The organism is Pseudofrankia inefficax, assembly GCF_000166135.1.
GTDB classification, from domain to species: domain Bacteria; phylum Actinomycetota; class Actinomycetes; order Frankiales; family Frankiaceae; genus Pseudofrankia; species Pseudofrankia inefficax.
On the sequence record NC_014666.1, the window covers coordinates 8142272 to 8164219 of the forward strand.

Consider the following 21948-nt stretch of genomic DNA (forward strand, 5'->3'; position numbering starts at 1 on the left):
CTCAGATGCTTAGCATGCGCGCGTCGGGGCCGGCAAGGCACGAGGTACGCGGCGACCGAGCAGCCTCCCGACGGCGCGAGCAGGACGCTCGCGCCGGCCGCCTCCCGCGCGGCCCGGGACCGCGTTCGGCCGAGCTCTTCCCGCGTTCTGGCTACCGACCGCCCGAAATCACGGCCAGAGGGTGGGAGCGGACCGGCCCGACGCGACGGCGGTCCGGGCCAGGGTGTCGAGCTCGGCCAGCCAGAGGTTGGCCAGGGTCGCACCCCGGGGCACGTTGCGATCGATCGCGACGCCCAGCGACGCCGTCGGGCCGACACCGCCGAGGATCACGAACATGCGCTGGCCCGGAACGGGAACCGGGACCGGGACCGCCTCTTTCACCGGCCTCCCCGCGATCGTCAACGGAGCGGGCATGACGCCCAGGTTCGACGTCGAGACCGCCACTCTGCGGGGATCCATGCCCATCGCGACCGCGACCCGGCCATAGCGGGTGGGAACCCGCTCGAACCACCAACGCTCGCCGGCACCCGCGTCCGTGCCGCGCCGATACCGCGAGGTCTGCCGCCTGACCACCCCAAACCGTCGCGACGGCGAACCCGGGCCGCGGGGCAGCCCTACCCGGGTGCCCACCACGAAGTTGCTCAGGTGGTTGCTTTCGTCCGGGCGCCGGGCGCTGACCGGCATGAGGATCTTCAGCCGACGTGCGCCGCCCACCGGCCGAGACCAGGCCTCGAAGGCGCCCGCGAGCGCGACCAGGAAGACATCGTTGACGGTCGCCCCATACGCCCGGCCGAGGGCCCGCAGTCTCTCGACACTGGTCGACGCCCAGTAAAGGTCGTGCTCCCCGGCCACCGGCCGGGCCAGTGCCTCAAGGCTGGCCGTCGGCGTCATCCAGCCCGCGAGCCGTCCACCGGCCAGCGCGAGCGATCGGGGGGTCACCCGCCCCTCGCGCAGCCAGCCGTCGGAGTCGACCGCGGTCTCCGCGCCGAAAAGGGCGGTCAGCACCCGGTGCAGCGCGGTCCCGTCCAGCCAGACGTGGCTCGCCCGGAACAGGACGTAGAACTCCGCCGCGCCCGGAGCGTGCAACAGGCACAGCTCCCAGGGCGGGGCGTCCAACGGGATCTGCGTCTGGCAGCGCCGCGCGACGAGAGCCCGCACGTCCGCCTCGTCCGTGCCGGCCGGCAGGCGATGTTCCCGCACATGGGTGATCACGTCGAACCACGGGTCCGGCGCCCAGTCGGGCCAGGTGGCCTGGCCCGCGCCGTGCGTCACCCGATGGGCGAGGAGCGGAAAGAGGGCCGCCCTTTCCAGGACGGCTTCCCGCAACGCGCCGACCGAGCACCTGCCCTCGGCCCGCAGGAGATAGGCGACGCTCAGCGGTGTGGCGCGGTTTTCCCGCTGATATCCCAGCAGTGCCCGGTCCATCCTGCTCAGCGGGCGCGGGCTCGCGTCGGCGGCCCGAGGGCACATATATACCACCACATTCCTGGGCTGCGGGACCGGTCGCGCAACGGCCGGAATCTCCGCTTCAGAAGGCGGTCACGGCGCCCTGTCAATGGGTCACCGAATGCGGGGTGACTCTAGCCCGAAGCCGATCGGCCTCGCTGGAAAAGTCCGTTCCGGGCCCCGGGGACGGCGCTTCCCCGAGAATCCGCACCGGCCCGGCTATCGGGCCGTCGGGTTCCATAGTCCGACGCGGCGCCCGTAGGAAGAATGCCGTAGCCGCCGCCTGCGCCCCGCCTCGTGCCGGCGGGCCGTAGGCCGCGCTTCCCGGCCGAGACCGCGAGTCAGCCGGGGCCGGCGGAGCCGGCGCCGGGGCCGGGGCCGGCCGTGATCGGCCTGGACCGCAGCCAGCGGACGGCCCGGTCCCGCAATGGCAGGATTCCCTTGTAGTCGGCGATGTCGGTCGGCAGCTCGGCGAGCACGCTCGCGGTGCGCCGCCGCCAGTCCTCGATGCTGACGAGCTGGTCGAACGGGAGCTGATAGGTGCGGATGAGAAAGAGAACCGCGCCGGAGTCGGGCAGCCGGAGCAGGTGCTGCACCTCGACCCTCAGGTGGAGCAGCCGGCCGAATGTGTCGTCGTCCGCCTGGGCGGCCGCGTTTCGGTCCGGCGCCCATTCGGGGTAGCGCTCCAGCGACAGGTCGAGCCGGCGGCCGAAGCTCGTGGACCAGTTGGTGCGCCGGTAGGCCTGGTGTGGCTGAAGCCGGCGGATGAACTCCTGCGCCCGGGTGACGACGCCCTCGTCGTGAACACGCGGGACGGGGCCGTGAATTTCGTGAAAGCTCATGCCGAGGTCGAAGCCGAAACTCCAGGCCGCCGCGAACGTCACCACGCCGGCCTCGATCCAGAGCTGGCCGGCCCGTTCGTCGAGAAGGACCAGATCCTCCTGGACCTGCTGCGCCATCCAGCGCAGCGGCTCGCCGTCCAGGCACGCGTCGTCGCCATATCCGAAATCCGCCGTGATATCGCGGAGACGGTTCTCCCAGTGCCAGGTCTCTGGCCCAGTCCGGGTCAGCCGCAGGTTTTCCGGATAGCTGGCCGAGAGCTCCCGCATCAGGGTGAGTGCCGCGTCCCAGGCCGCGGGCCGCATGTGCCCGGGGACCGCGTACCTGCTCGGGTCAGCGGCCAGGATGTCCTCGCGTTCGGCGAGGTCCCGGTGGTAGTCGCCGTCGATGTCGACGATCGCCGCTCCCCAGGAGCCCGCCGCCGTCCGTACCGGCACCCGAGCCGGCTCGACGTTGGTCGCATAGCGGAACTGGTCGGCGGCGAACGGGAACGGGAAGCCACGCAGTCGCGCCGTCTCAGTAGCGGACATCAGAGCGGAACCTCCAAGCGCGGGCCACTCGCCCGGGAGACGCACGGCATCAGGCAGTCGGCGGCGGCCTTCTCGGCCACGGTGAGAAACAGGTCGCGATGCAGCGGCGGTCCGCCGGTGACGGGGGTTCGGCACTCGCCGCAGACGCCGTGCCGGCAGCGGTTCGGAATCGCGATTCCGGCGGCTTCGAGGGCCTCCAACAGACTGGTACCGCTCGGCACCCGGACGGTCCGCCCGCTGCGGGTGAGAACGACCTCGAAGGGCTCGCCAGGGTCGGTCGTGCCGACACCGAAGTGTTCGACGTGGATTCGGGACCCGGGCCAGCCGAACCGGCGCGCCGAGCCGACGACCCGGTCGATCAGCGGACCTGGACCGCAGACGTACAGGTGCGTGCCCAGAGGCTGGTCCACCAGGGCCTCTTCGAGGCGGGCGGCGAACGTGGCGCGGTCGGTGAAGATGCCGGCGCGGCCGTCGGTGAGGCCGTGGACGTCGTCCAGGTGGGCGCCACGCCCGGCCCGGTGGACGTACAGGACGCGGCGGTCCTGGCCGCGGCGAGCGGCTGCGCGCAGGTGAGAGACGATCGGCGTCACCCCGATGCCCCCGGCGACGAGCAGGTGCCGGCTGGCCCGGGCGATCGGCGGGAACCCGCTGCGTGGCGGCCGGGCCGTCATCCGGCTGCCCAGTTCCAGGTGCGTGTGCAGCCAGCGCGAGCCACCGTTGCCGCCCTCGACGCGAAGCACGGAGATCTCGTACACGGTCGGCGCGAACCCGGCGGACGTCAGGCTGTAAGCGTTGGTCCGGCGACCACCATCCTCGCCGCCGCAGTCCACGATCAGGTGGCTTCCGGGTACGAAGGCGGGTAGCTCCCGACCGTCGGCCGCCGCGAGCCTGAAGCTGCGCACCCCGGGAACGGGCTCGGCGATACCGACGACCACGAGATCCAGGGTCGCTTCGCCGGCCATCAGGCACTTCCTCCCGCGTCGGCCTGGAAGCCCAGAAAGCTGCCCAGCCGACGGGAGACGTGCTCGAAGACCAACAGTGGGCGCCCGCAGCCCGCGCAGGCGATGGTGTCCCCGATCTCGGCCTCTACCTCGGTCGCACGGCCGCAATGGACGCAGGCGACGTCGATTGGGCCGTTCCCGACGGGTACGACGACCAGCTCGTCGTCCGCCAGGCCGGCCGCGAGCGCGGTGGCCCGCAGCGTCAGACAGGCGCCGACCGGTCCGGAGACCCAGACGCGCACGCCGACTCGTGCCCGCGCCAACGCCACCGCGAGCAAAGCCCGCGCGGCGCTGCCGTCCGGCGCGCGCAGGACCCGCACCGCGGCGCGGCCCGCGCCGAGCTCGGCCGCCCAGCGCGCCAGGACCGGCGCAGACTCCGAGCCGACGCCGACCAGGAGATGAGCGGCGCCGTCGGCACCGGTAGCGGACGTCGCGCGGGACGGGACAACCCCCCGCGCCCACGGCGGCAGGCTGGTGTGGACCAGCTCCGCCGGGTCGACCCGCGGGCGGGCACCGCCGTCCTCCACCCTCGCCGCCCCTGGTCGTCAGCCGGGCCGGCGGACCAGCAGGCCGTTCAGGAAAAGCTCGATCGCGTGCTGAAGATGTTGTTCCTCGACCTCTGGCGTCCGGTAGATGCCGTAGGCGGCCAGCCAGGCCGGCATCGCGCCGACCATCGCGAAGAACTGCTCGGCCGCGATTTCCACGTCCTTGACGATGATGGTGCCCTCGCCCTCGTGCCGGCGGAGCAGATCGATGATGACCTGAATCCGCGGCGACCAGGTGACAGCCTGCGAGCTCAGCGCGAAGTCGGGGAAACGCGCCGCCTCGGCGATCGCGATCCGGCTCATCCGGACGATGTCCGGGTCGACGGACCGGGCGAGGATCGCGCGGGCGATCACGGTGAGGCTTTCGGCCAGGCCGTCGGGCAGTTCCTCCGCGACGCGTTCGTTGCGTTCCTGCCGGGTCAGCGCCCAGGAGCTGACGGCGATGAAGAGCGCTCGCTTGTCCGGGTAACGGGCGTACAGGGTGCCCTTGGTGACGCCGGCGGCCTGGGCCACGGCCTCCATGGTCGTGCCGTCGTAGCCGTTCTCGAGAAAGGCGTCGAACGCCGCGCGGCGTATGCGGTCGGTCAGCCGCGCCGCCTGGGTCGGTGTTGGTCGTCCGGACCGGGAACGTTCCACGCTCACCTGGACAACACCATCCATCAAGTATGCGGCCCCGGCGGCGGCAGCCACCGAGGCGAGCGTGCCCGTCGACCTCCGCCGCGGTCGGGCCGGCCGGGCCGCCGCGCCGTCCGGGAGCGGTCTGGCCAGGACCGCCGGGCCCTGCGGTCCTGGTCCCACCCCCGTTGACCCAAACCGTACGACACCGTACGGTTAACTAACCGTACGGCACCGTACGATTCTTCGCGTCGGCGTCACCTGCCCGGCGCGGGCGAGCCACCGCACCGGCCAGGTGCCGCGTGGCGTCACGGGTGGCATGGAGGTCGATCGATGGCGCACTTCCCCAAGCCCGCCGAGGGCAGCTGGACGCAGCACTACCCCAGCCTCGGCACGGGCCTTGTCTCGTTCGAGGACTCGATCTCGCCCGAGTACTACGAGCTGGAGCGAAAGGCGATCTTCGAGAAGACCTGGCTGAACGTCGGCCGCGTCGAGCAGCTGCCCCGGACCGGCAGCTACTTCACGAGGGAGATCTCCGCCGCGCGCCGCTCGGTGATCGTCGTCCGGGACGCGGCGGGCGAGATTCGCGCGTTCAACAACATCTGCCGCCACCGCGGCAACAAGCTGGTCTGGCAGGACTACCCGAACGAGGAGACCAGCGGCACCGTCCGGCAGTTCCAGTGCAAGTACCACGCCTGGCGCTACGGGCTGGACGGCGCGTGCACGTTCGTGCAGCAGGAGTCCGAGTTCTTCGATCTGGACAAGTCGCTGTTCGGGCTCCTGCCGGTGCGCTGCGAGGTCTGGGAAGGGTTCGTCTTCGTCAACTTCGACGACACGGACACCACCTCGGTGCGCGACTACCTGGGCCGGTTCGCCCACGGGCTGGAGGGCTACCCGTTCGGTGAGATGACCCAGGTCTGGAAGTACCGGGCCGACGTGGGCAGCAACTGGAAGCTCTACATCGACGCGTTCGCGGAGTTCTACCACGCACCCGTCCTGCACTCGAAGCAGTACGTCAGCGAGGAGTCCCGCAAGCTGCAGGCCTTCGGTTACGAGGGGCTGCACTACGAGATCGACGGTCCGCACTCGATGCAGTCGGCGTGGGGCGGGATGTCGCCGCCGAAGGACCTGAGCATGGTGAAGCCGATCGACCGTGTGCTGCGCAGCGGCAACTTCGGGCCCTGGGACCGGCCGGACCTCGCCGCCCTCGACTCGCTGCCGGCGGGCCTGAACCCGGCCCGTCACCCGCGGTGGGGACTGGACTCGTACGTCTTCTTCCCGAACTTCATGATGGTGGTCTGGGCGCCGGGGTGGTACCTCACCTACCACTACTGGCCGACCGCGTACAACCGGCACATCTTCGAGGGAACGCTGTATTTCGTGCCGCCGAAGGACGCCGCAGAGCGGCTGCGTCAGGAACTGGCCGCGGTCACGTTCAAGGAGTTCGCCCTCCAGGACTCGAACACCCTCGAGGCCACGCAGACGATGTTGGAGTCACGGGTCGTCCGGGAGTTCCCGATCAATGACCAGGAGATTCTCATCCGGCACCTTCACAAGACCGCGGCCGACTACGTCGCCGCCGCGCAGCGCCAGAGCTAGCCGACGAGCCCGTCGGTATCAGGTGAGTTGAAAGGAATCAGATGGCCGGAAACCAGGTCGGCAAGGTCGCGATCGTCACGGGCGCCGCGTCTGGCATCGGTCGGGCGTGTGCGACGCGCCTGGCCCAGGACGGCGCCGCCGTCGCCGTCCTCGACCTCAACGAGGGGGACGCGAAAACGGTCGCCGACGAGATCCAGGCCGCCGGCGGCGCCGCGCTGGCGGTGGCCGCCGACGTCGCGGACCCGGAAAGCGTGGCCCGGGCCCTGGCGGCGACCCGTGACCGGTTCGGCCCGGTCACCATCCTGGTGAACTCGGCCGGGAAGACCGGCACGAAGCGCTTCCTGGACATCACCCTGGAGCAGTGGACCTCGGTGCTGACCGTGAACCTGACCGGCACGTTCCTGTGCTGCCAGGCGGTCGTCCCGGACATGGTCGAGGCCGGCTGGGGACGGATCGTGAACATCTCGTCGTCCAGCGCCCAGGGCGGCCAGGCGCTCATGAGCCACTATGTCGCGTCCAAGGGCGGCGTCATCGCCTTCACGAAGGCGCTGGCGCTGGAGCTCGGCCCGGCCGGGATCACGGTGAACACGATTCCGCCGGGCTTCGTCGACACCCCGATGCTGCGCCGCGACGAGGCCCGTGGCCGCTGGGGCCCGAACACCGCCGACGACCTCATCGCGCGGACTCCCGTGCGCCGGATGGGCCTGCCGGAGGACATCGCCGCGGCCTGCTCCTTCCTCACCTCCGAGGAGGCCAGCTACATCACCGGCCAGGTCTTCGGCGTCAACGGCGGCCGCAACACCTGAGCTCGGCGAGCGCGTCCCGGCCTCGGCGGGCGGGCCGGGACGCCATTCGGGCCGACCATCGCCCATCGATAGGCTCAGGCATGCCCGAAGGTCACACCGTGCACCGGCTGGCCGCCGCCCACGCGGAGATGTTCCGTGGTCGGCCGGTCGCGGTGACCAGCCCGCAGGGACGCTTCGCCGACGGGGCACGAAGGCTGACCGGGCGGGTACTGGAAAGCGCCGAGGCGTATGGCAAGCACCTGCTGCTGCGCTTCGACGGCGAGCAGGTTCTGCACGTTCACCTCGGGATCTACGGCAAGTACACGCTCGCCCCAGGCCCCGCGCCGACGCCGACTGGAGCCGTTCGGCTGCGGCTGGCCTCCGACGGCGGCTACGCCGACCTTCGCGGCCCGAATGCCTGCGAGCTGTTGGAACCCGGCGACGTGAAGACACTGCTGGACCGGCTCGGCCCCGACCCGCTGCGTCCCGACGCCGACTCCGAGCTTGCCTGGCGCCGGATCAGCCGAAGCAGGACGGTCATCGCGCAGTTGCTGATGGATCAGGCAGTCGTCGCCGGTCCGGGCAACATCTACCGGGCAGAGGTGCTGTTCCGCGCCGGGATCGACCCGCGCCTGTCGGGCAAGGATCTGGCCGCGTCGCAGTGGGCAGCGCTCTGGGCCGACCTGGGCGTCCTGATGGCTGAGGGCGTACGTACGGGGCGGATCGACACCGTGAGGCCGCAACACACCCCCGAGGCGATGGGCCGGCCGCCCCGGGTCGACGACCACGGCGGCGAGGTCTACGTCTACCGCCGTACCGGTCAGCCCTGCCTGATCTGTGAGAACCCCGTTCTGACCACGGAACTCGCGGGCCGCAACCTCTTCTGGTGCCCCGTCTGCCAATCCCCGCGCTAGAAACCCGGCCTCAAACAGGACACGGCCGCGATCGGATTTAGGCGGCGGGAAGAGGTCGTCGAGGTCGAAAGACAACGGAGTAGAACCGATCAGGCGGCCCAGACCACAGAACGGAATGGGTGGTCCGGGCGTCGGTCGTCCCGCGGGCGCCGTAGCATCCGGTGAGTGCTGGCGATATGCCGGCGTCCACGAGTGGAGGAGCGAAACATATGCCAGATCTGGGCGCTCCGGAACTGATCATCATTGCCATCGTGGCAGTCGTCCTGTTCGGGTCGAAGAAGCTGCCCGAGGCCGCCCGGTCGATTGGTCGGTCCATGCGGATCTTCAAGTCCGAGGTCAAGGGCCTGCAGGAGGACGACAAGCCCGCGGCGATCGCCACTCCCGCTCCGCCGGCCGCCCTCCCGGCTCCCGCCGCCCCGGCTCCCGCCGCGGAGCCGACCCCGGCCCCGGTCGCGATGGCCAAGGACGCCGGCGCCTCCTAGTGCCGCGCCCCGCGAAGGCCGGCCCGGCGCAGTGATCGCCGTTCCGGCCCTCGGGTGGTCGCGAACTGGGCCAGAGCGCAACCGTTCGAGGGCCGAACTCGCGATCATGCCCTGCCGGGGCGGCACCGGCACCACCTTGGACCGGGCTCGCCCCGGTCCGCGGAAAGCCTGATCGCGGTCTCGGCCCGCTAGGTGGCCGTCATCGCGCTCTTTTCGCGACCGCTGGAGGGCGCCGTCGGGCGATCACGCCGGCGTGGCGACCCTGCTCGGCGCCGGTCGTCGGACGCCGCTACCCGGCCCTACGCTGTGGTTGCGGAGCGGACGGAACCGCGACCACAACCCAGGACTGAACCGAGGTCCGGGTCTGCCCCCAGCGCCCGAAGCGCCACGCCACCCTCCCAGTCGGGGCACAGCAGCGGCGAGAACTTCGTTGCAGCCCGAGGTGCTCGCCGCCCCCGGACCAAAGTCGCCGATCCTCGGCCGCCACTGCCGCATCCGCCAAGGTTGGCTTGGCCCCGAGACCGGCAAGATCGCTGTTCTTGCCCCCGCGTGCCTGTAACCGCGGCGGGCTTGTGACCAGGTGAGGGCCAAAACGGCGATCAAGCCAGCGGGCCGACCTCGCCGATCAACGGCCGTCGGCCGCCGCCGTCGGGGGCAGGACGGCCGCCCTGCCCCGACCGCTTGACAGCCAATACTGAAATCGCGTTCTATCGATCGTGTCCACCTTGACGCGATCAGGGAGTGCCCGTGGCCGCCCGGTACACGATCATCTCGGCTGACACCCACGCCGGTGCCAACCACGAGACCTACCGCGAGTACTTGGACCCGTCGTTCCTCGAGGACTTCGACGCCTGGCGCGGCAGGTACAAGAACCCCTGGAAGGACCTACGCGACACCGACCTGCGGGTCCGCAACTGGGACGACGAGCGGCGCGACCGCGACCAGCTCGCCCAGGGCGTCGTCGGCGAAGTGATCTTCCCGAACACCGTGCCGCCCTTCTACCCGGGCTTCGTGCTGTTCGCCGGCCCGCCGAAGGCCGAGGAGTACCGCCACCGCCGCGCCGGCATTCAGGCGCACAACCGGTGGCTAGCGGACTTCTGCGCCCGTAAGGCCGCGCAGCGGGCCGGTGTCGGCCAGATCTTCCTGAACGACATCGACGACGCCATCGCGGACGCGACCTGGATCAAGGAAAACAACCTGCGTGGCGGCGTACTTCTGCCGAACGTGGCGCCCGACGTGACCTGGGTCAAGCCGCTCTACGACCCGGAGTACGACCGGCTGTGGGCCGCGCTGCAGGACTTGGAGATCCCGGTCAACCTGCACGGCGGCACCGGTTCACCCAACTACGGTCGTTACGCGGCCACGCCGGCCCTCATGATCAGCGAAGTGGGCTTCTACGGCATGCGGCCCTTTGTGCACATGCTGCTGGCCGGTGTGTTCGAGAAGTTCCCACGGCTGAAGTTCGTCATCACCGAGGCGTCCGCCGCGGGCATCCCGCCGCTGCTGAAGCAGTTGGACGGAGTCCTCGCGAACATCCGCGGTGGCTCGATCGGCGAGCTGAAGTACCGGAAGGAGGACGCGCTCTCGCGTTCGGCGACCGAGTACTTCGAGCAGAGCTGCTGGGTTGGCGCGAGCTTCCCTCGTCCCGACGACGTCGCCGCCCGCAGCGTGATCGGCGCCGATCGGTGGATGTGGGGCAACGACTACCCGCATGACGAAGGAACCACGCCTTTCACCCACGAGGCGCTGCGCCAGGTCCTCCACCACCTGTCGGAGAACGAGCTACGGGCCGCGCTCGGCGGTAACGCCGCCAAGCTGTACGACTTCGACCTCGACGCCCTTGCCCCCCTCGCGGCGCAGTACGGCCCGACCGTCGAGGAAATCGCCGAGCCCCTGCTGGCCCTGCCGGAGAATGCCAACATGGCGCTCCGCAACGCCCAGGCCCAGCTGACCGCGGCCTGAGCACCACCGATCGACCCGGCCCGGGACGGAACCGGCCGGGTCGATCGGCCGAACAGTCCGCGGCCAGCCGGCCAAACCGGTTCGCCCGCCGGTGTCCTGCGCGAGAGACTCAAGCCGTGCAGCCTCCCGCGCTTCCCCGGTATGGCGTTGATTCGCTGGCCGAGGTGGTGCCGGCGCTGCTGGATTCGGTCGGGGCCACCGGTTTCGCCGGTGCGTCCCGGTTGGGGCTGGAGCCGGTGCGGTCGGCCTGTCTGCTGCTCGTGGACGGGCTTGGCGACGAGTTGCTGACCGCCCACCCGGAGGTCGCGCCGACCCTGGTCGCACATCGGGCGGGGGCGCTCACCACCTGCTACCCGTCGACGACGGTCACCAGCCTCACGTCCCTCGGCACGGGCCGCGCGCCCGGCGACCACGGCATGATCGGCTATCTGTTCGAGCCGTTCGCCGGCGCCGGCGGCCTGTTGAACGCGCTTCGCTGGCAGTTCCAGGGCCAGGATCGTTCGCTGCTGGACACCCTGCTCCCCGAGCACCTCCAGCCCGAATCGACAGCCTTCGAGGAGGCGGCCGCGGCCGGACTGCCGGTCACCTCGGTCTCACCGCCGCAGTTCAGGGAGTCCGGGCTGACCCGGGCCGGGCTACGCGGCAGCCGGTACGTCGGCGCGCCCACCTGGGGCACGCTGGTCGAGGCCGTCACCTCCGCGCTGCGCGAGCCCGGTCTCGTCTATGCCTACGTCTCCGACCTGGACACGACCGGACACGTGCTCGGCCCGGCCTCACCGGGCTGGCGGGCCCAGCTCGCGTTGATCGACCGGCTCGTCGCGACGCTCGTGGAGGCGCTGCCCCCGGACACACTGCTCGTCGTCACGGGCGATCACGGCATGGTCACCGTGACGCCGGAGGACCGGGTCAGCCTGGACGCGGCGCCCGAGCTGCTGGCCGGAGTCCGCGCGATCGCCGGCGAGCCGCGGGCCCGGTACGTCTACGCGCAGCCGGGCGCGGCCGAGGACGTCCTGGCCGCCTGGCGGGAGGTGCTCGGCGAGCGGGCATGGGTGCTGTCGGCGGAGCAGGCCGTGGCCGACGGCTGGTTCGGGCCCGAGGTCCGCGAACGCGTCGTTCACCGGCTGGGTCACGTCATCGCGGCGGCCCGAGGGACGACGGTGCTGGTCCGACCGGACATCGAACCGCACCTGACCACGATGCGGGGACAGCACGGCTCGTTGACGTCGGCCGAGATGAACGTCCCGTTGGTCATCGCACGCGGCTGAGTCCGTCACATCCCAGGTGAACCCGTGGGCGGGCACCGCTAGCGTTCCGGCCATGACCACGGGAACGCTTCGGTGGCGGTCGCCACTGTTCACGCCGGCCAACCGGCCCGACCTCATCGCCAAGCAGGCACGCTTCGGCGCCGACATCGTGATCGTCGACCTGGAGGACGGGACGCCGCTCGGCGCCAAGGCCGCGGGCCGGACCGGCGCGATCGAGGCCGTTCCGAAGCTGCGCGCCGAGTTCGGCGGGGCGATCTTCCTTCGGGTCAACGGGGTGACCGACACGGAGAACTTCGACGCCGACCTGGACTGTTACGCGGACCTCGGCCTCGACGGCGTCGTCGTTCCGAAGATCGAGACGACCGGCGACGTCGACGCGCTGGCCGCGGCGCTCGGGGCGCGCGGGCTCGGCGACCGGGCCGTGATGTACGGGCTCGAGTCGGTCGCCGGGGTGCACCGGGCCGCCGAGGTGCTGGCCCACGCCGCGAGCACGGCCCGGGTGGACGCGGCCTACTTCGGCGCCGAGGACTTCATCGCCGATCTGGGCGGCCGGCGGACCCGGTCCAACGCCGAGGTGCTGACGGCCCGTTCGCAGGTCGCGATCGCCTGCCGGCTGGCGGGCGTCGTTGCCCTCGACCAGGTCACCACCGCGATCAACGACCGGGACCGGTTCCTGGAGGAGGCATCCTTCGCCCGGGACCTGGGCTACGGCGGAAAGCTGTGCATCCACCCCGGGCAGGTGGCGCTGGCCCACGAGGCGTTCACCCCGTCACCCGAGGAGTACGACCGGGCCCGCCGGCTGGTCGACGCCTACGAGGAGGCCCAGCGCGAGGGCCGAGGGACGATCAACTTCGAGGGCGGCATGGTCGACGTCCCCCTGGTCGCCCAGGCGCGCCGCGTCCTCGCCGCCGGGGCCTGAGCCCGAACGCCGCCATGGGCGGCTGGCTCCGGGTGAGCCAGCCGCCGAGCGGGTGCCTTAGGCGACCGGCCGCCCAGGCACCGGCGGCCGGTCGCCCGATCAGTACGAGCGAGGCAGCCCGAGAACGTGCTCGGCGATGTAGTTCTGCACCATCTCCTGCGAGACGGGGGCAATCTTCATCAGCCGCGACTCGGCCCAGAAACGGCCGACCGGGTACTCCGTGGCGAACGCGAAACCGCCGTGCGTCTGCATCGCCCGGTCCGCGGCGAAGAACGCGGCGTCGGAGGCCAGGAACTTGGCCGTGTTGGCGTGCTCGCCGCACGGAAGACCCTGGTCGTACCGCCAGGACGCCTGCCTGATGACGAGTTCGGCGGCGGCCAGGCGCATGTGCGCCTCGGCGAGCGGGAACGCGATGCCCTGGTTCTTCCCGATCGGCCGGCCGAAGACGACCCGCTCGTTCGCGTACTGGGCGGCGACACGCAGCGCGGCCTTGCCGATGCCGAGCGCCTCGGAGGCGATGAGAATCCGCTCGGGGTTCAGCCCGTCGAGCAGGTACTTGAAGCCCCTGCCCTCCTCGCCGACCAGATCCGACCCGGCGACCCGCAGGCCGTCGTAGCGGACCTCGCAGGAGCCGACCGCGTTGCGGGCCACCTTGTCGATCTGGTGGATGTCGACCTCCGGCCGGCGCAGGTCGGCCAGCAGCAGGGTCATGCCGTCCGTGCGCTTCCTGACCTCCTCGAGCGGGGTCGTCCGCACCAGGAGCAGCACCTTCTCGGCGATGTGGCCCTTGGTCGTCCAGACCTTCTGGCCGTGCACGATGTAGTCGTCGCCGTCGCGGACCGCGCGGGTCGAGATCGAGGTCGTGTCCGTGCCGGCGTCCGGCTCCGTGACGCCGAACGCGACGTGCATCTCCCCGGTGGCGACCTGGGGCAGGTACTTCTCCTTCTGCGCCTGGCTGCCGTACTTCACGACCGGGTTCATGCCGAAGATCGAGATGTGCAGGGCGCTGGCCGCGTTCATCGCGCCGCCGGCGGCCGCCACCTCCTCCATCACGATCGACGCCTCGGTGATGCCGCCACCGCCGCCGCCGAACTCCTCCGGGATCGCGATGCCGACCCAGCCGGCCGCGGCCATGTCGTTGTAGAACTCCCACGGGAACTCGTGGTTCTTCTCGTGCTGGCGCCAGTACTCGGCGTCGTACCCCTTGCAGATGTCCCGCACGGCCTCGCGGATGGCCGTGTGCTCGGCGGGTTCAGCGAACTCCATGCAGACTCCTCGCGCCTCTCTTACAACCAGCTGTGTGGCAAGGGGTTATTCGGCCTCGTCGGCCGGGCGGCAGTGCATCATCGCGGACCGGAACGCCCGGCAGACCAGCTCGTCGTGCTGGTTGTAGCCGTCGTGGCGGAATTCCACGATGCCGACGCCGGGCCGCGAGCTCGACAGCCGCGCCTTCGTCACCTCGGTCACGACGTGCAGGGTGTCGCCCGCGAACATCGGCTTGGGAAACTCGATCGAACCGAAGCCCAGGTTCGCCACCGTCGTTCCCAGCGTGAGCTCCGGCACCGCGAGGCCGACGACGGTCGCGATCGTCATCATCGAGTTCATCAGTGGCCGCTTGAACTCGCTCCTGGCCGCGAACTCGTGGTCGAGGTGCAGCGGCTGCGGGTTCATCGACAGCGTCGTGAGCAGCACGTTGTCGGTCTCGGTGAGCGTGCGGGTGATCGCGTGGTGCACGACGGTCCCGACCGGCAGCTCCTCGAACCAGGAACCCATCCTCCGGCTCACCGCACTCGCCTCCTCAGATCCTGCGCCAGCTCTGGCCCGACGCGTCAGCCCGACCGTGTCAGCAGTCTGCTTCTCGCCTGGCGAGAACGCCATGTCCGACTACTACACCACGCCGGGCGGTGGGTGCGCCCCGGAAAGTGGCGCGCACCGCCGCCCGTTCGCGCGTGCCTGAGCATCATCGCCAGTTCGCCGGTCGGGCGGGGCAACCCCCGCTGGGGCTGGCCTACGGGAGCGGGGCGCGCCGGAGGCGTCTACGCCGCGTCGGAGACGGCGGTCCTCCCGGCGCCCGCGAGCGCGGCGATCTCGGCCGGTGAGGCGTTCCCACCAGTGACGACGACCGCGACGCGCTTCCCGGCAAATCGCGCCGGACGGGCCAGGATCGCGGCCAAGGATGCCGCCCCGGCGCCTTCGGCCAGGGTGTGGGCATCGCTGGCCAGCAGGGCCTGCGCCGACCGGATGTCGTCGTCCGTGACGAGCTGGAAGTCCGCGAGGCCGCCGCACAACACCGCCTGCGGCAACCGGTAGCCCCGCCCGGTGGCGAGGCCGTCGGCCCGGGTGTGGATCGGCCGGCGTACGCACTCGCCCGCGCGCCAGGAGTCGTGCGCGGCCCGTGCGGCTGTGGACTGCACGCCGACCACCCGGCAGTGTGGCGCGAGCCGGCCGGCCGCCAGACACGCTCCCGAGGCACCGGTGCCGCTGCCAATCGGAACGATCACGACGTCGAAGTCGGACCGGGCCTCGAAGATCTCCATGTAGGCCGTTCCGACGCCAGCGATCAGTTCAGGGGTGTCACCAGGGCTGACGAGGAGCTGACCGGTCTCGGCGGCCAACTGCTCGGCTCGGGCCTGCGCCGACGCCATGTCGGGTCCATGAAGCTCGACGACGGCGCCAAGGGCGGTCAGCGCTCGCACCTTCGAGGACGCCGCGTTCGACGGCATGACGACGGTGCAGGGCGCGTCGAACCTGGCGCTGGCATAGGCCATCGACTGGGCGTGGTTCCCCGTCGAATACGTGATCGTCCCGATCGCGCGCTGAGCCGGCGACAGGCCGGCGAGCAGGTTCAAGCCACCGCGGACCTTGAACGCCCCGGTCGGTTGGACGTTCTCGTGCTTGAGGAAGACGGTCGCTCCGACGGCGGCGTTGAGGGCGGGATACGACCACATCGGCGTCACCGGGAGATGAGCGGCCAGAAGATCACGAGCGGCGGCGAGGTCGGCAAAAGTGGGGAGCGAGGCACAACCGTCTTCCATATGAGCATGGTCCGACAGGTCGATCCATCGGTCCAATGCCAACTATCACCCGAACACATCGACCAGATTGATACGTTTGGCGGATGCTGGACGTGACCAGGCTGCGGGTGCTCGTGGCCGTCGCTCGACACGGTTCGGTGACCGCCGCGGCCCGGGCCCTCCAGTACGCGCAGCCGTCCGTCAGCCACCACCTGTCGCGACTGGAGGCGGAAACCGGCAGCCAGCTGATCCAGCGGGTCGGCCGGGGCGTTCGCCTCACGGAGGCCGGCCAGGTGCTGGCCGAACGAGCAGAGGAGATCCTCGGCCGCCTCGATGCCGCCGAGGCCGAGCTGGCCACGTACACGGGGCTGCGGGCGGGGCGGGTCCGTCTGGCCGCATTTCCGTCCGCCCTCGGGACCTTCGTGCCGACGGCCGCGGCCGCGTTCGCCGCCGCCAGCCCTGGCATCGAACTGCGCCTGACCGAGGCCGAGCCGCCCGACGCCATCCGGCTGCTGCGCTCCGGCGAGGTCGACGTCGCCCTGATCTTCGCCTACCGGGACCAGCCATCGGAAGGGAACAAGCCACGAGACGCTCAGCCGGCCAATCCCACGGTTACAGCTGCCGCACCCAGCCAACCGCGGGACGAGCCAGCAGACGACGGCCTGCGTCGCGTCACGTTGCTGACCGAACCGATCTATCTGGTGACCCCGCTGAACCTGCCCGGAGATCGATTGGTCGACCACAGCTCGAAACGATGGATCGCCGGCTGCGAGCGGTGTCGTACCGCATTGATTCAGTCCTGCACGGCGGTCGGCTTCACTCCCGACATCGCCTTCACCACCGACGACTACCTGGCGGTCCAGGCGTTGGTCGCCGCTGGTCTCGGCGTCACCACCTTGCCCGACCTAAGCCTGCGCTCCCACCGCCACCCCGGCGTCCGCGCCACCGAGATCCCCGGTCTCGCCCGCACGGTGACCGCCGCCGTGCACGGCGAACCCCCGGACCCGCCGGCCACCGCCGCCCTCCTCGCCCACCTCGCCACCGCGGCGCGAGCCTGGACTCCGGAGCCCTCAGGGTGCGCGGCCATCGAGGACCGCCGGTAGTCGGTCATCGAGGACCGCCGGTAGTCGGTCATCGAGGACCGCCGGTAGTCGGTCATCGGGGTACACGCCGGCCTTCAATTCTTCGCCAACCACCACCGCCTACCCGACCGCATTCGGAGCTAGCGCGAACTGTCGGGTAGTGGCACGCACTCCTGCCGGATGAATATTAGGCGCGCGGGATCAACATATCCCCAGATTCCCGGCGGTGCGACATAGGACCAGTACCGGGTCCGATACGGTCCGTTATCCGTCGGCGTCACCACATAGACGAGCCCGCCAGTCGACAGGGTTCCGCGGGATACTTTCTCTGCGGACAGTATCGCCCCCACGCTATCTTTGGCCTTGTACGTCCGCACCACCGTGCAGCCGGGAACCGACTTACCAAGAGTCGGCCGAGAAATAGTCGAGGCGCCATCGACACGCGTCGACGTCGAACCAGCCACAACGGGCACCGCCGTCACGGGCGCAGCCTCCGCCAGATCGGACGGCTTTCCCTCCTTGCCTCCCAACCCCATAAGGAAACCAGCGGCACCCCAGCCCAGCGGGATCAAGAACACCAGCGCGCCCAGCAGCGCTACTGGGCGAACACGCCCGCGTCCCGCGCGCATACGGACAGTGGGCCTTTCCCGGCGCAACTTCGGGCGCGGCAATTTAGAATCGGCGCTCAAGGCGGCTGGAAAATGCTCATTCGCGCCGACCGTCACTGGAGCCTCCGCCTCAGGCTCCTTCACATCCACACCCACCACCGGCGCGGGCTTCACAGCGGACTCGACCGAATCGGCACCCACCGGCATCTCGGACCCGGAGGTAGGCCTCCGGCCATGTGCCGAAGCGCCGGTCAGCGGACCGTTCGCGGCAGACTCCCTCTCGGTCGGCGCCGGCACCGGCGCGATGGAGACGGTCGCCTGGAGACACTTCCAGCGCTCGGACCACTCGGCTTCGTCACCATGGCAGGTCCGCACGATCGCGAGGGTCGTCGCGCGTGAAGGAAGTCGCCTACCCGCCAGGTAGTCGTCGAGGGTACTACGACCTATTCCGACTGTTTTCGCGAGCGCCCGGCAGGTCAGGTCGGCCGTCACCCGGAGTTCGGCGAGGTCGGCGCCGAATGTCTTGAGCGGTTCGTCGTCTGCCGGGCGCTGGCGAATCACGCGCGCTACCACTTTGTGCCCCTTCGCTGCGCCGTCCCTCATCCGGAGGTCCCAGGTGTGTCCAGGACTGTCCGGAACCCTAGCCGGACACGTGCCGGCCTCGTAGACCGGGATTGCCGCCCCACCCGAGAGGCGGCACATCCGATTGCGAAGGCAGCTTTCTATGCATATCTGTCAGGCTCGATGGGCCGCCCGTCTCTTGACGGTCGTACTCATCACCCTCGTCGGCGTATTGACCCTGGCACCCGACTCACAGGCAGCGGTCCGTCGAAAGGTGGCACCAGGCCGGGACCACACCCTGCGTGCGAGTAATCATCGAGACGTTCGCGGGCCGGGCGAATCCGACGACTACCGCAACCTGGTCGTCGGCAACGCCCTCGCGGGAACTATCCTCGACGCGGGGCCGGTGAAGCACGGGTACCGGGCCGTTTGGGTCAACGGCGTCGACCGGTGCCTGTGGATGCCAGTTGACGGTCAGACACTGCAAACGGTTAGCGGCAAGGCCCGCCATTCGTGCGATACGTTCGAGGGCCTCAACGTCGGCACGTTCGCGTCCAGGGTAAATTGCCTGACGGGTCGGAAACCCGCATGCTCACCGACCAACAACGGCTCACCGGCCCGGATCAGGACCAGCCGTCCGGGTTGTGCGGCGGTGCCCGCATACGGCAACGTCTTCCCATGGCGCACTGGCGCCCAGCCGCGCGATCAGTACGGCACGATCAGGCATGACTACAACGTCCTCTGGCGCTACGTGACCAAAGACAAGAGGTTCGTCATGGTTAACGACAACCACAAGCGCAGGGACCCCACGTTCGCCCAGACCCGCCCTGCGGGCGGCCACTGGTTTTTCGTACCCGCCGCCTGCATAGACCTCCACTAATTCCGGACGTCGGTCCACGAGCGAAAAGAGGTGTACTGGTCAGCGGCACCGGCGATCACATTGACGGGCTGACCCGGCCGTCGCAGCACTAGCCGCGCAGTTCCGCAGCGTTGCCGCCAGACCACTCTCTTCGTTTCTTTGTTGGCCAACGACGTCGATACGGATTGACTTTCCAAGCCGAAAGGTGCTGGTGCCGGCGAGTCGCGCCGGCACCAGCACCTTGGGCCGTCCCCGCTGGGCGCGGGTGGTGGGTTACGACTTCGGCTTGGTCAGGTCGTACAGGGTCTGGCCGTTGACGGTGACGGTCGAGTAGTTCGCCTCGACCCAGGTGGTGATCTGGCTGATCACGCCGTTGCCGCCGCCACCGAAGCCGCCGCCACCCCCGCCGAGGTAGTAGTGGATCTGCCCGTCCTTCACGTACTTCTGGAACTGGGCCAGGGTGATGGCGTTGTCGCTGCCGGTGAAGCCGCCGATCGCCATGACCGGGAGGCCGCCGCTGGCCAGCTCCAACGAGGCCGCGGACTGCGAGCTGCTGACGGCGGCGACCCAGCGGTACAGGCCGGCGTTCGTCGACAGGAGCTTCGTCACCGCGCTGTCGGCCTGGGCGTCCATGCCCAGGCCGCCGGCAGAGCGGGCGGCCGTACCGGTCTGGCCCTCCGCCGAGGTCGCACCGGTGGCCGGGGCCTCGTTACCGGTAGCCGAGCCGCCCGGCTGACCCGCGCCGTCCGCCGAGCCGGTGCCGTTCGGCCCGCCCGCACCGCCGAAGCCGGGGAAACCGCCAGGCGCGGCGCCAGCCTGGTTGGTCCCGTCGGCGCCACGAGCGGCGCCCGGGTTGAACCCGCCACCCGGCCCGCCGAAGCCGCCGCCTCGGGCCGACGCGGGCCCGGCGAGCGGGGTGGAGCCGGTGTGCGCGACCGAAGCGGTCTCCAGCGCGTAGGCGGCCGGCGCGCCGACCGTCCCGAACGCCGCGGCGGCCAGCGCGACGATGGCCACCGCCCGGCGCGCCGGCGTCAGCCGGCCGGTCGGGGCGTCGATGTCCTCGCGGTTGGCCAGCCGCGGCCAGGCCAGCAGGACGACGGCGGCGAGCAGGCCGGTCAGCAGGACGGGGTAGCGCAGCCAGGTCTGCCAGTCGGTACGGCCGAGCAGGACGAAGTCCCAGACCGCGGTTACCCCACAGCTCACGGCGAGGACAGCCCGGCTGACCAGCTGGTCACGGGTCTGCCACAGCGACCACGCCCCCAGCGCGACCGTCCCCGCGATGCCCGGGGCGAGCGCGACCGAGTAGTACTCGTGGATCGTGCCCTTCATGTAGCTGAAGACGAGCGCGGTGACGATCGTCCAGCCGCCCCAGAGCACCAGGGCCGCGCGGAGCCGGTCGGTCCGGGGCGCCCGCCTGGTCGCCCACAGGCCGCCGACGAGCAGGATCAACGCCGCCGGCAGCAGCCAGGAGATCTGCGCCCCGAAGTTGTCGCTGAACATCCGGGTGATGCCGGTCGCGCCGCCGAAGCCGCCGCCACCGCCGCCGCCGGGGCCGGTCGGCGCTCCGCCCGCGAATCCTTCGGCTGCCCGCGCCGCCGCGCCGGCCGCCGCGGTCGGCGCGTCGCCGGAGGCGTTGGAACCGAGCGCGGCCAGCGCGTCCGCCGCCTGTCCGGTCGGTCGGCCGCCGCCACCACCGCCGTTGCCGTCGCCGCCGAAGATCCGCCCGAGGCCGTTGTAGCCGAAGGCGAGGCCCAGCACGCTGTTGTTACCGGAGCCGCCGAAGTACGGCCGTGAGCTCGCCGGCCACAGGATGGTGGCCAAGACCCACCATCCCGCGCCGACGACGATGCCGACACCGCTGAGCAGCACATGCCCGATCCGAGCCCGCAGCCCGGTCGGGGCGGCGATCAGGTAGGCCAGCGCGAAGGCCGGAACCACCAGGAACGCCTGCAGCATCTTGGTGAGGAAGCCAAAGCCGAGGGCGACGCCCGCCAGCGTGAGCCACCGCCACGAGGCGACTTCCAGGGCCCGCGTCACGCAGTAGGCGGCGAAGACCAACAGCAGAACGAGCAGGGCATCCGGGTTGTTGAAGCGGAACATCAGCACCGCGACCGGCGTCAACGCGCACAGCGCGCCCGCGAGCAGCCCCATGGCCGGCCCGGCCACCCGCCGGACCGCCCCATAGAGGAGTCCCACCGAGGCGACGCCGCACAGCGCGTTCGGAACGAGCATGCTCCAGCTGGAGAATCCGAAGATCCGTCCGGACAGCGCCATCATCCAGAGTGAGGCGGGCGGCTTGTCGACGGTGATGTAGTTCGACGCATCGATGGAGCCGAAGAAGAAGGCCTTCCAGCTCTTCGTCCCGGCCTGGACGGCTGCGGCGTAGAAGCTGTTCCCGTAGTTGGACGCGCCAAGGCCCCACAGGTAGAGGACCGCGGTCGCGGCGAGCAGGACCAGCAACGCGGGGCGGGCCCAGCGCGGGTCCTCGGGCCGGCCGCGCAGGAGCCGACCGGACCGTCCGGGCCGGCCATGCCGCCCACCGCCGGAGCCTCGGCCACCTGCGCCACCGCCGGAACCGTCACCGTCACGCTCGCCGTCACCGTTCGCGGGGCCGGAGCCAGGACGCTCGCCGTCGCGTGGGAACCCGGGGGCCTGCCGGCCCGGCCAGGTCTCGACGACGTCGATCCCACCGGTCTGGCTCGCGTCCGCCGCATAGGGATTCGCCAGCGGCGGCTGGGTGGCATAGGGGTCAAGGGAGTGTTGCGGGGCGCGCCAGGCGCCCTCGTCCGCTCTCATCGGTCGTTCTCCGAGTTCCAGTGATTGGCGGGGAAGTAACTGCCAGGTAGGACAGGTGTGGTCAGTGCTGGGCCAGGTGGCGCGGCGCCAGGCCGGGCTGAGAAGCGACGTCCGGCGGGGAGGCG

At 70.6% G+C, this 21948-nt stretch carries 19 protein-coding genes; 9 read left to right on the top strand and 10 right to left on the bottom strand.

The features are described from left to right. Positions 1–168: 168 nt before the first annotated feature. From FRAEUI1C_RS33085 to FRAEUI1C_RS33105, 5 genes are all read right to left on the bottom strand, one after another. Positions 169–1470, bottom strand: coding sequence for a wax ester/triacylglycerol synthase domain-containing protein (locus tag FRAEUI1C_RS33085; protein WP_013427741.1), 1302 nt, complete (start codon positions 1468–1470; stop codon positions 169–171). A gap of 317 nt (positions 1471–1787) precedes the next feature. Continuing rightward, positions 1788–2816: a heme-dependent oxidative N-demethylase family protein gene (locus FRAEUI1C_RS33090; RefSeq protein WP_013427742.1), complete on the bottom strand. Its 1029-nt coding sequence runs from the start codon at positions 2814–2816 to the stop codon at positions 1788–1790. Beyond that, positions 2816–3778 carry a PDR/VanB family oxidoreductase gene (locus tag FRAEUI1C_RS33095; protein ID WP_013427743.1) on the bottom strand — a complete coding sequence of 321 codons (963 nt, stop codon included), beginning with the start codon at positions 3776–3778 and terminating at the stop codon, positions 2816–2818. Before FRAEUI1C_RS33095 ends, FRAEUI1C_RS33090 begins: the two co-directional genes overlap by 1 nt. Continuing rightward, complete coding sequence (locus FRAEUI1C_RS33100; RefSeq protein ID WP_013427744.1) at positions 3778–4344, bottom strand: dimethylamine monooxygenase subunit DmmA family protein; 567 nt, start codon at positions 4342–4344, stop codon at positions 3778–3780. The genes FRAEUI1C_RS33095 and FRAEUI1C_RS33100 overlap by 1 nt, the downstream gene beginning before the upstream one ends. Positions 4345–4362: 18 nt before the next feature. Then, on the bottom strand, positions 4363–5004 hold the full coding sequence (locus tag FRAEUI1C_RS33105; protein WP_232425207.1) for a TetR/AcrR family transcriptional regulator: 642 nt from the start codon (positions 5002–5004) through the stop codon (positions 4363–4365). Between the two features lie 306 nt (positions 5005–5310). On the opposite strand from FRAEUI1C_RS33105, the gene FRAEUI1C_RS33110 reads away from it, so the two are divergent. The 7 genes from FRAEUI1C_RS33110 (at position 5311) to FRAEUI1C_RS33140 (ending at position 12903) form a co-directional block, all read left to right on the top strand. Beyond that, complete coding sequence (locus tag FRAEUI1C_RS33110) at positions 5311–6576, top strand: aromatic ring-hydroxylating oxygenase subunit alpha (RefSeq protein ID WP_013427746.1); 1266 nt, start codon at positions 5311–5313, stop codon at positions 6574–6576. Between the two features lie 41 nt (positions 6577–6617). After that, positions 6618–7382: an SDR family NAD(P)-dependent oxidoreductase gene (locus tag FRAEUI1C_RS33115; RefSeq protein WP_013427747.1), complete on the top strand. Its 765-nt coding sequence runs from the start codon at positions 6618–6620 to the stop codon at positions 7380–7382. Between the two features lie 80 nt (positions 7383–7462). Next, on the top strand, positions 7463–8275 hold the full coding sequence (locus FRAEUI1C_RS33120) for an Fpg/Nei family DNA glycosylase (RefSeq protein ID WP_013427748.1): 813 nt from the start codon (positions 7463–7465) through the stop codon (positions 8273–8275). Positions 8276–8484: 209 nt separating this feature from the next. Continuing rightward, the gene (gene tatA / locus FRAEUI1C_RS33125) at positions 8485–8757 is read left to right on the top strand and encodes a Sec-independent protein translocase subunit TatA (RefSeq protein WP_013427749.1); all 273 of its coding nucleotides are present in this window, start codon (positions 8485–8487) and stop codon (positions 8755–8757) included. A gap of 747 nt (positions 8758–9504) precedes the next feature. Beyond that, positions 9505–10719, top strand: coding sequence for an amidohydrolase family protein (locus tag FRAEUI1C_RS33130; protein ID WP_013427750.1), 1215 nt, complete (start codon positions 9505–9507; stop codon positions 10717–10719). A 116-nt stretch (positions 10720–10835) separates the two neighbouring features. Further along, a complete protein-coding gene (locus FRAEUI1C_RS33135) occupies positions 10836–11984 on the top strand; it encodes an alkaline phosphatase family protein (RefSeq protein ID WP_013427751.1) in 1149 nt (382 codons plus the stop codon). A gap of 52 nt (positions 11985–12036) precedes the next feature. After that, entirely contained in the window at positions 12037–12903 is an 867-nt protein-coding gene (locus FRAEUI1C_RS33140; protein ID WP_013427752.1) for an HpcH/HpaI aldolase/citrate lyase family protein, read from the top strand. Positions 12904–13002: 99 nt separating this feature from the next. Here FRAEUI1C_RS33140 and FRAEUI1C_RS33145 read toward each other — a convergent pair whose 3' ends face one another. The 3 genes from FRAEUI1C_RS33145 to FRAEUI1C_RS33155 all read right to left on the bottom strand — a co-directional run bounded on the left by FRAEUI1C_RS33145 (position 13003) and on the right by FRAEUI1C_RS33155 (position 15851). Beyond that, positions 13003–14169, bottom strand: a complete 1167-nt coding sequence (locus FRAEUI1C_RS33145) for an acyl-CoA dehydrogenase family protein (protein ID WP_013427753.1) — start codon at positions 14167–14169, stop codon at positions 13003–13005. A 45-nt stretch (positions 14170–14214) separates the two neighbouring features. After that, positions 14215–14688 (bottom strand): MaoC family dehydratase, encoded by a 474-nt coding sequence (locus FRAEUI1C_RS33150; protein WP_013427754.1) that lies wholly within the window; start codon positions 14686–14688, stop codon positions 14215–14217. A 251-nt stretch (positions 14689–14939) separates the two neighbouring features. After that, on the bottom strand, positions 14940–15851 hold the full coding sequence (locus tag FRAEUI1C_RS33155; protein WP_232425208.1) for a threonine ammonia-lyase: 912 nt from the start codon (positions 15849–15851) through the stop codon (positions 14940–14942). Between the two features lie 170 nt (positions 15852–16021). On the opposite strand from FRAEUI1C_RS33155, the gene FRAEUI1C_RS33160 reads away from it, so the two are divergent. Beyond that, a complete protein-coding gene (locus tag FRAEUI1C_RS33160; protein WP_041259810.1) occupies positions 16022–17020 on the top strand; it encodes a LysR family transcriptional regulator in 999 nt (332 codons plus the stop codon). Between the two features lie 119 nt (positions 17021–17139). Here FRAEUI1C_RS33160 and FRAEUI1C_RS37850 read toward each other — a convergent pair whose 3' ends face one another. Continuing rightward, complete coding sequence (locus tag FRAEUI1C_RS37850) at positions 17140–18210, bottom strand: helix-turn-helix domain-containing protein (RefSeq protein WP_013427757.1); 1071 nt, start codon at positions 18208–18210, stop codon at positions 17140–17142. Positions 18211–18367: 157 nt separating this feature from the next. On the opposite strand from FRAEUI1C_RS37850, the gene FRAEUI1C_RS39930 reads away from it, so the two are divergent. Next, on the top strand, positions 18368–19048 hold the full coding sequence (locus FRAEUI1C_RS39930; protein ID WP_157735136.1) for a hypothetical protein: 681 nt from the start codon (positions 18368–18370) through the stop codon (positions 19046–19048). A 252-nt stretch (positions 19049–19300) separates the two neighbouring features. Here FRAEUI1C_RS39930 and FRAEUI1C_RS33170 read toward each other — a convergent pair whose 3' ends face one another. Continuing rightward, a complete protein-coding gene (locus FRAEUI1C_RS33170) occupies positions 19301–21823 on the bottom strand; it encodes an ArnT family glycosyltransferase (RefSeq protein ID WP_013427759.1) in 2523 nt (840 codons plus the stop codon). Positions 21824–21948: the final 125 nt, after the last annotated feature.

What these genes read in the sequence shown, in the direction of transcription:
- FRAEUI1C_RS33085 (WP_013427741.1), bottom strand. Translation starts at nt 1,470, where the DNA reads ATGTGCCCTCGGGCCGCCGACGCGAGCCCGCGCCCGCTGAGCAGGATG.
- FRAEUI1C_RS33090 (WP_013427742.1), bottom strand. Translation starts at nt 2,816, where the DNA reads ATGTCCGCTACTGAGACGGCGCGACTGCGTGGCTTCCCGTTCCCGTTC.
- FRAEUI1C_RS33095 (WP_013427743.1), bottom strand. Translation starts at nt 3,778, where the DNA reads ATGGCCGGCGAAGCGACCCTGGATCTCGTGGTCGTCGGTATCGCCGAG.
- FRAEUI1C_RS33110 (WP_013427746.1), top strand. Translation starts at nt 5,311, where the DNA reads ATGGCGCACTTCCCCAAGCCCGCCGAGGGCAGCTGGACGCAGCACTAC.
- FRAEUI1C_RS33115 (WP_013427747.1), top strand. Translation starts at nt 6,618, where the DNA reads ATGGCCGGAAACCAGGTCGGCAAGGTCGCGATCGTCACGGGCGCCGCG.
- FRAEUI1C_RS33120 (WP_013427748.1), top strand. Translation starts at nt 7,463, where the DNA reads ATGCCCGAAGGTCACACCGTGCACCGGCTGGCCGCCGCCCACGCGGAG.
- tatA (WP_013427749.1), top strand. Translation starts at nt 8,485, where the DNA reads ATGCCAGATCTGGGCGCTCCGGAACTGATCATCATTGCCATCGTGGCA.
- FRAEUI1C_RS33140 (WP_013427752.1), top strand. Translation starts at nt 12,037, where the DNA reads ATGACCACGGGAACGCTTCGGTGGCGGTCGCCACTGTTCACGCCGGCC.
- FRAEUI1C_RS33145 (WP_013427753.1), bottom strand. Translation starts at nt 14,169, where the DNA reads ATGGAGTTCGCTGAACCCGCCGAGCACACGGCCATCCGCGAGGCCGTG.
- FRAEUI1C_RS33155 (WP_232425208.1), bottom strand. Translation starts at nt 15,851, where the DNA reads ATGTGGTCGTATCCCGCCCTCAACGCCGCCGTCGGAGCGACCGTCTTC.
- FRAEUI1C_RS33160 (WP_041259810.1), top strand. Translation starts at nt 16,022, where the DNA reads ATGCTGGACGTGACCAGGCTGCGGGTGCTCGTGGCCGTCGCTCGACAC.
- FRAEUI1C_RS37850 (WP_013427757.1), bottom strand. Translation starts at nt 18,210, where the DNA reads ATGAGGGACGGCGCAGCGAAGGGGCACAAAGTGGTAGCGCGCGTGATT.
- FRAEUI1C_RS33170 (WP_013427759.1), bottom strand. Translation starts at nt 21,823, where the DNA reads ATGAGAGCGGACGAGGGCGCCTGGCGCGCCCCGCAACACTCCCTTGAC.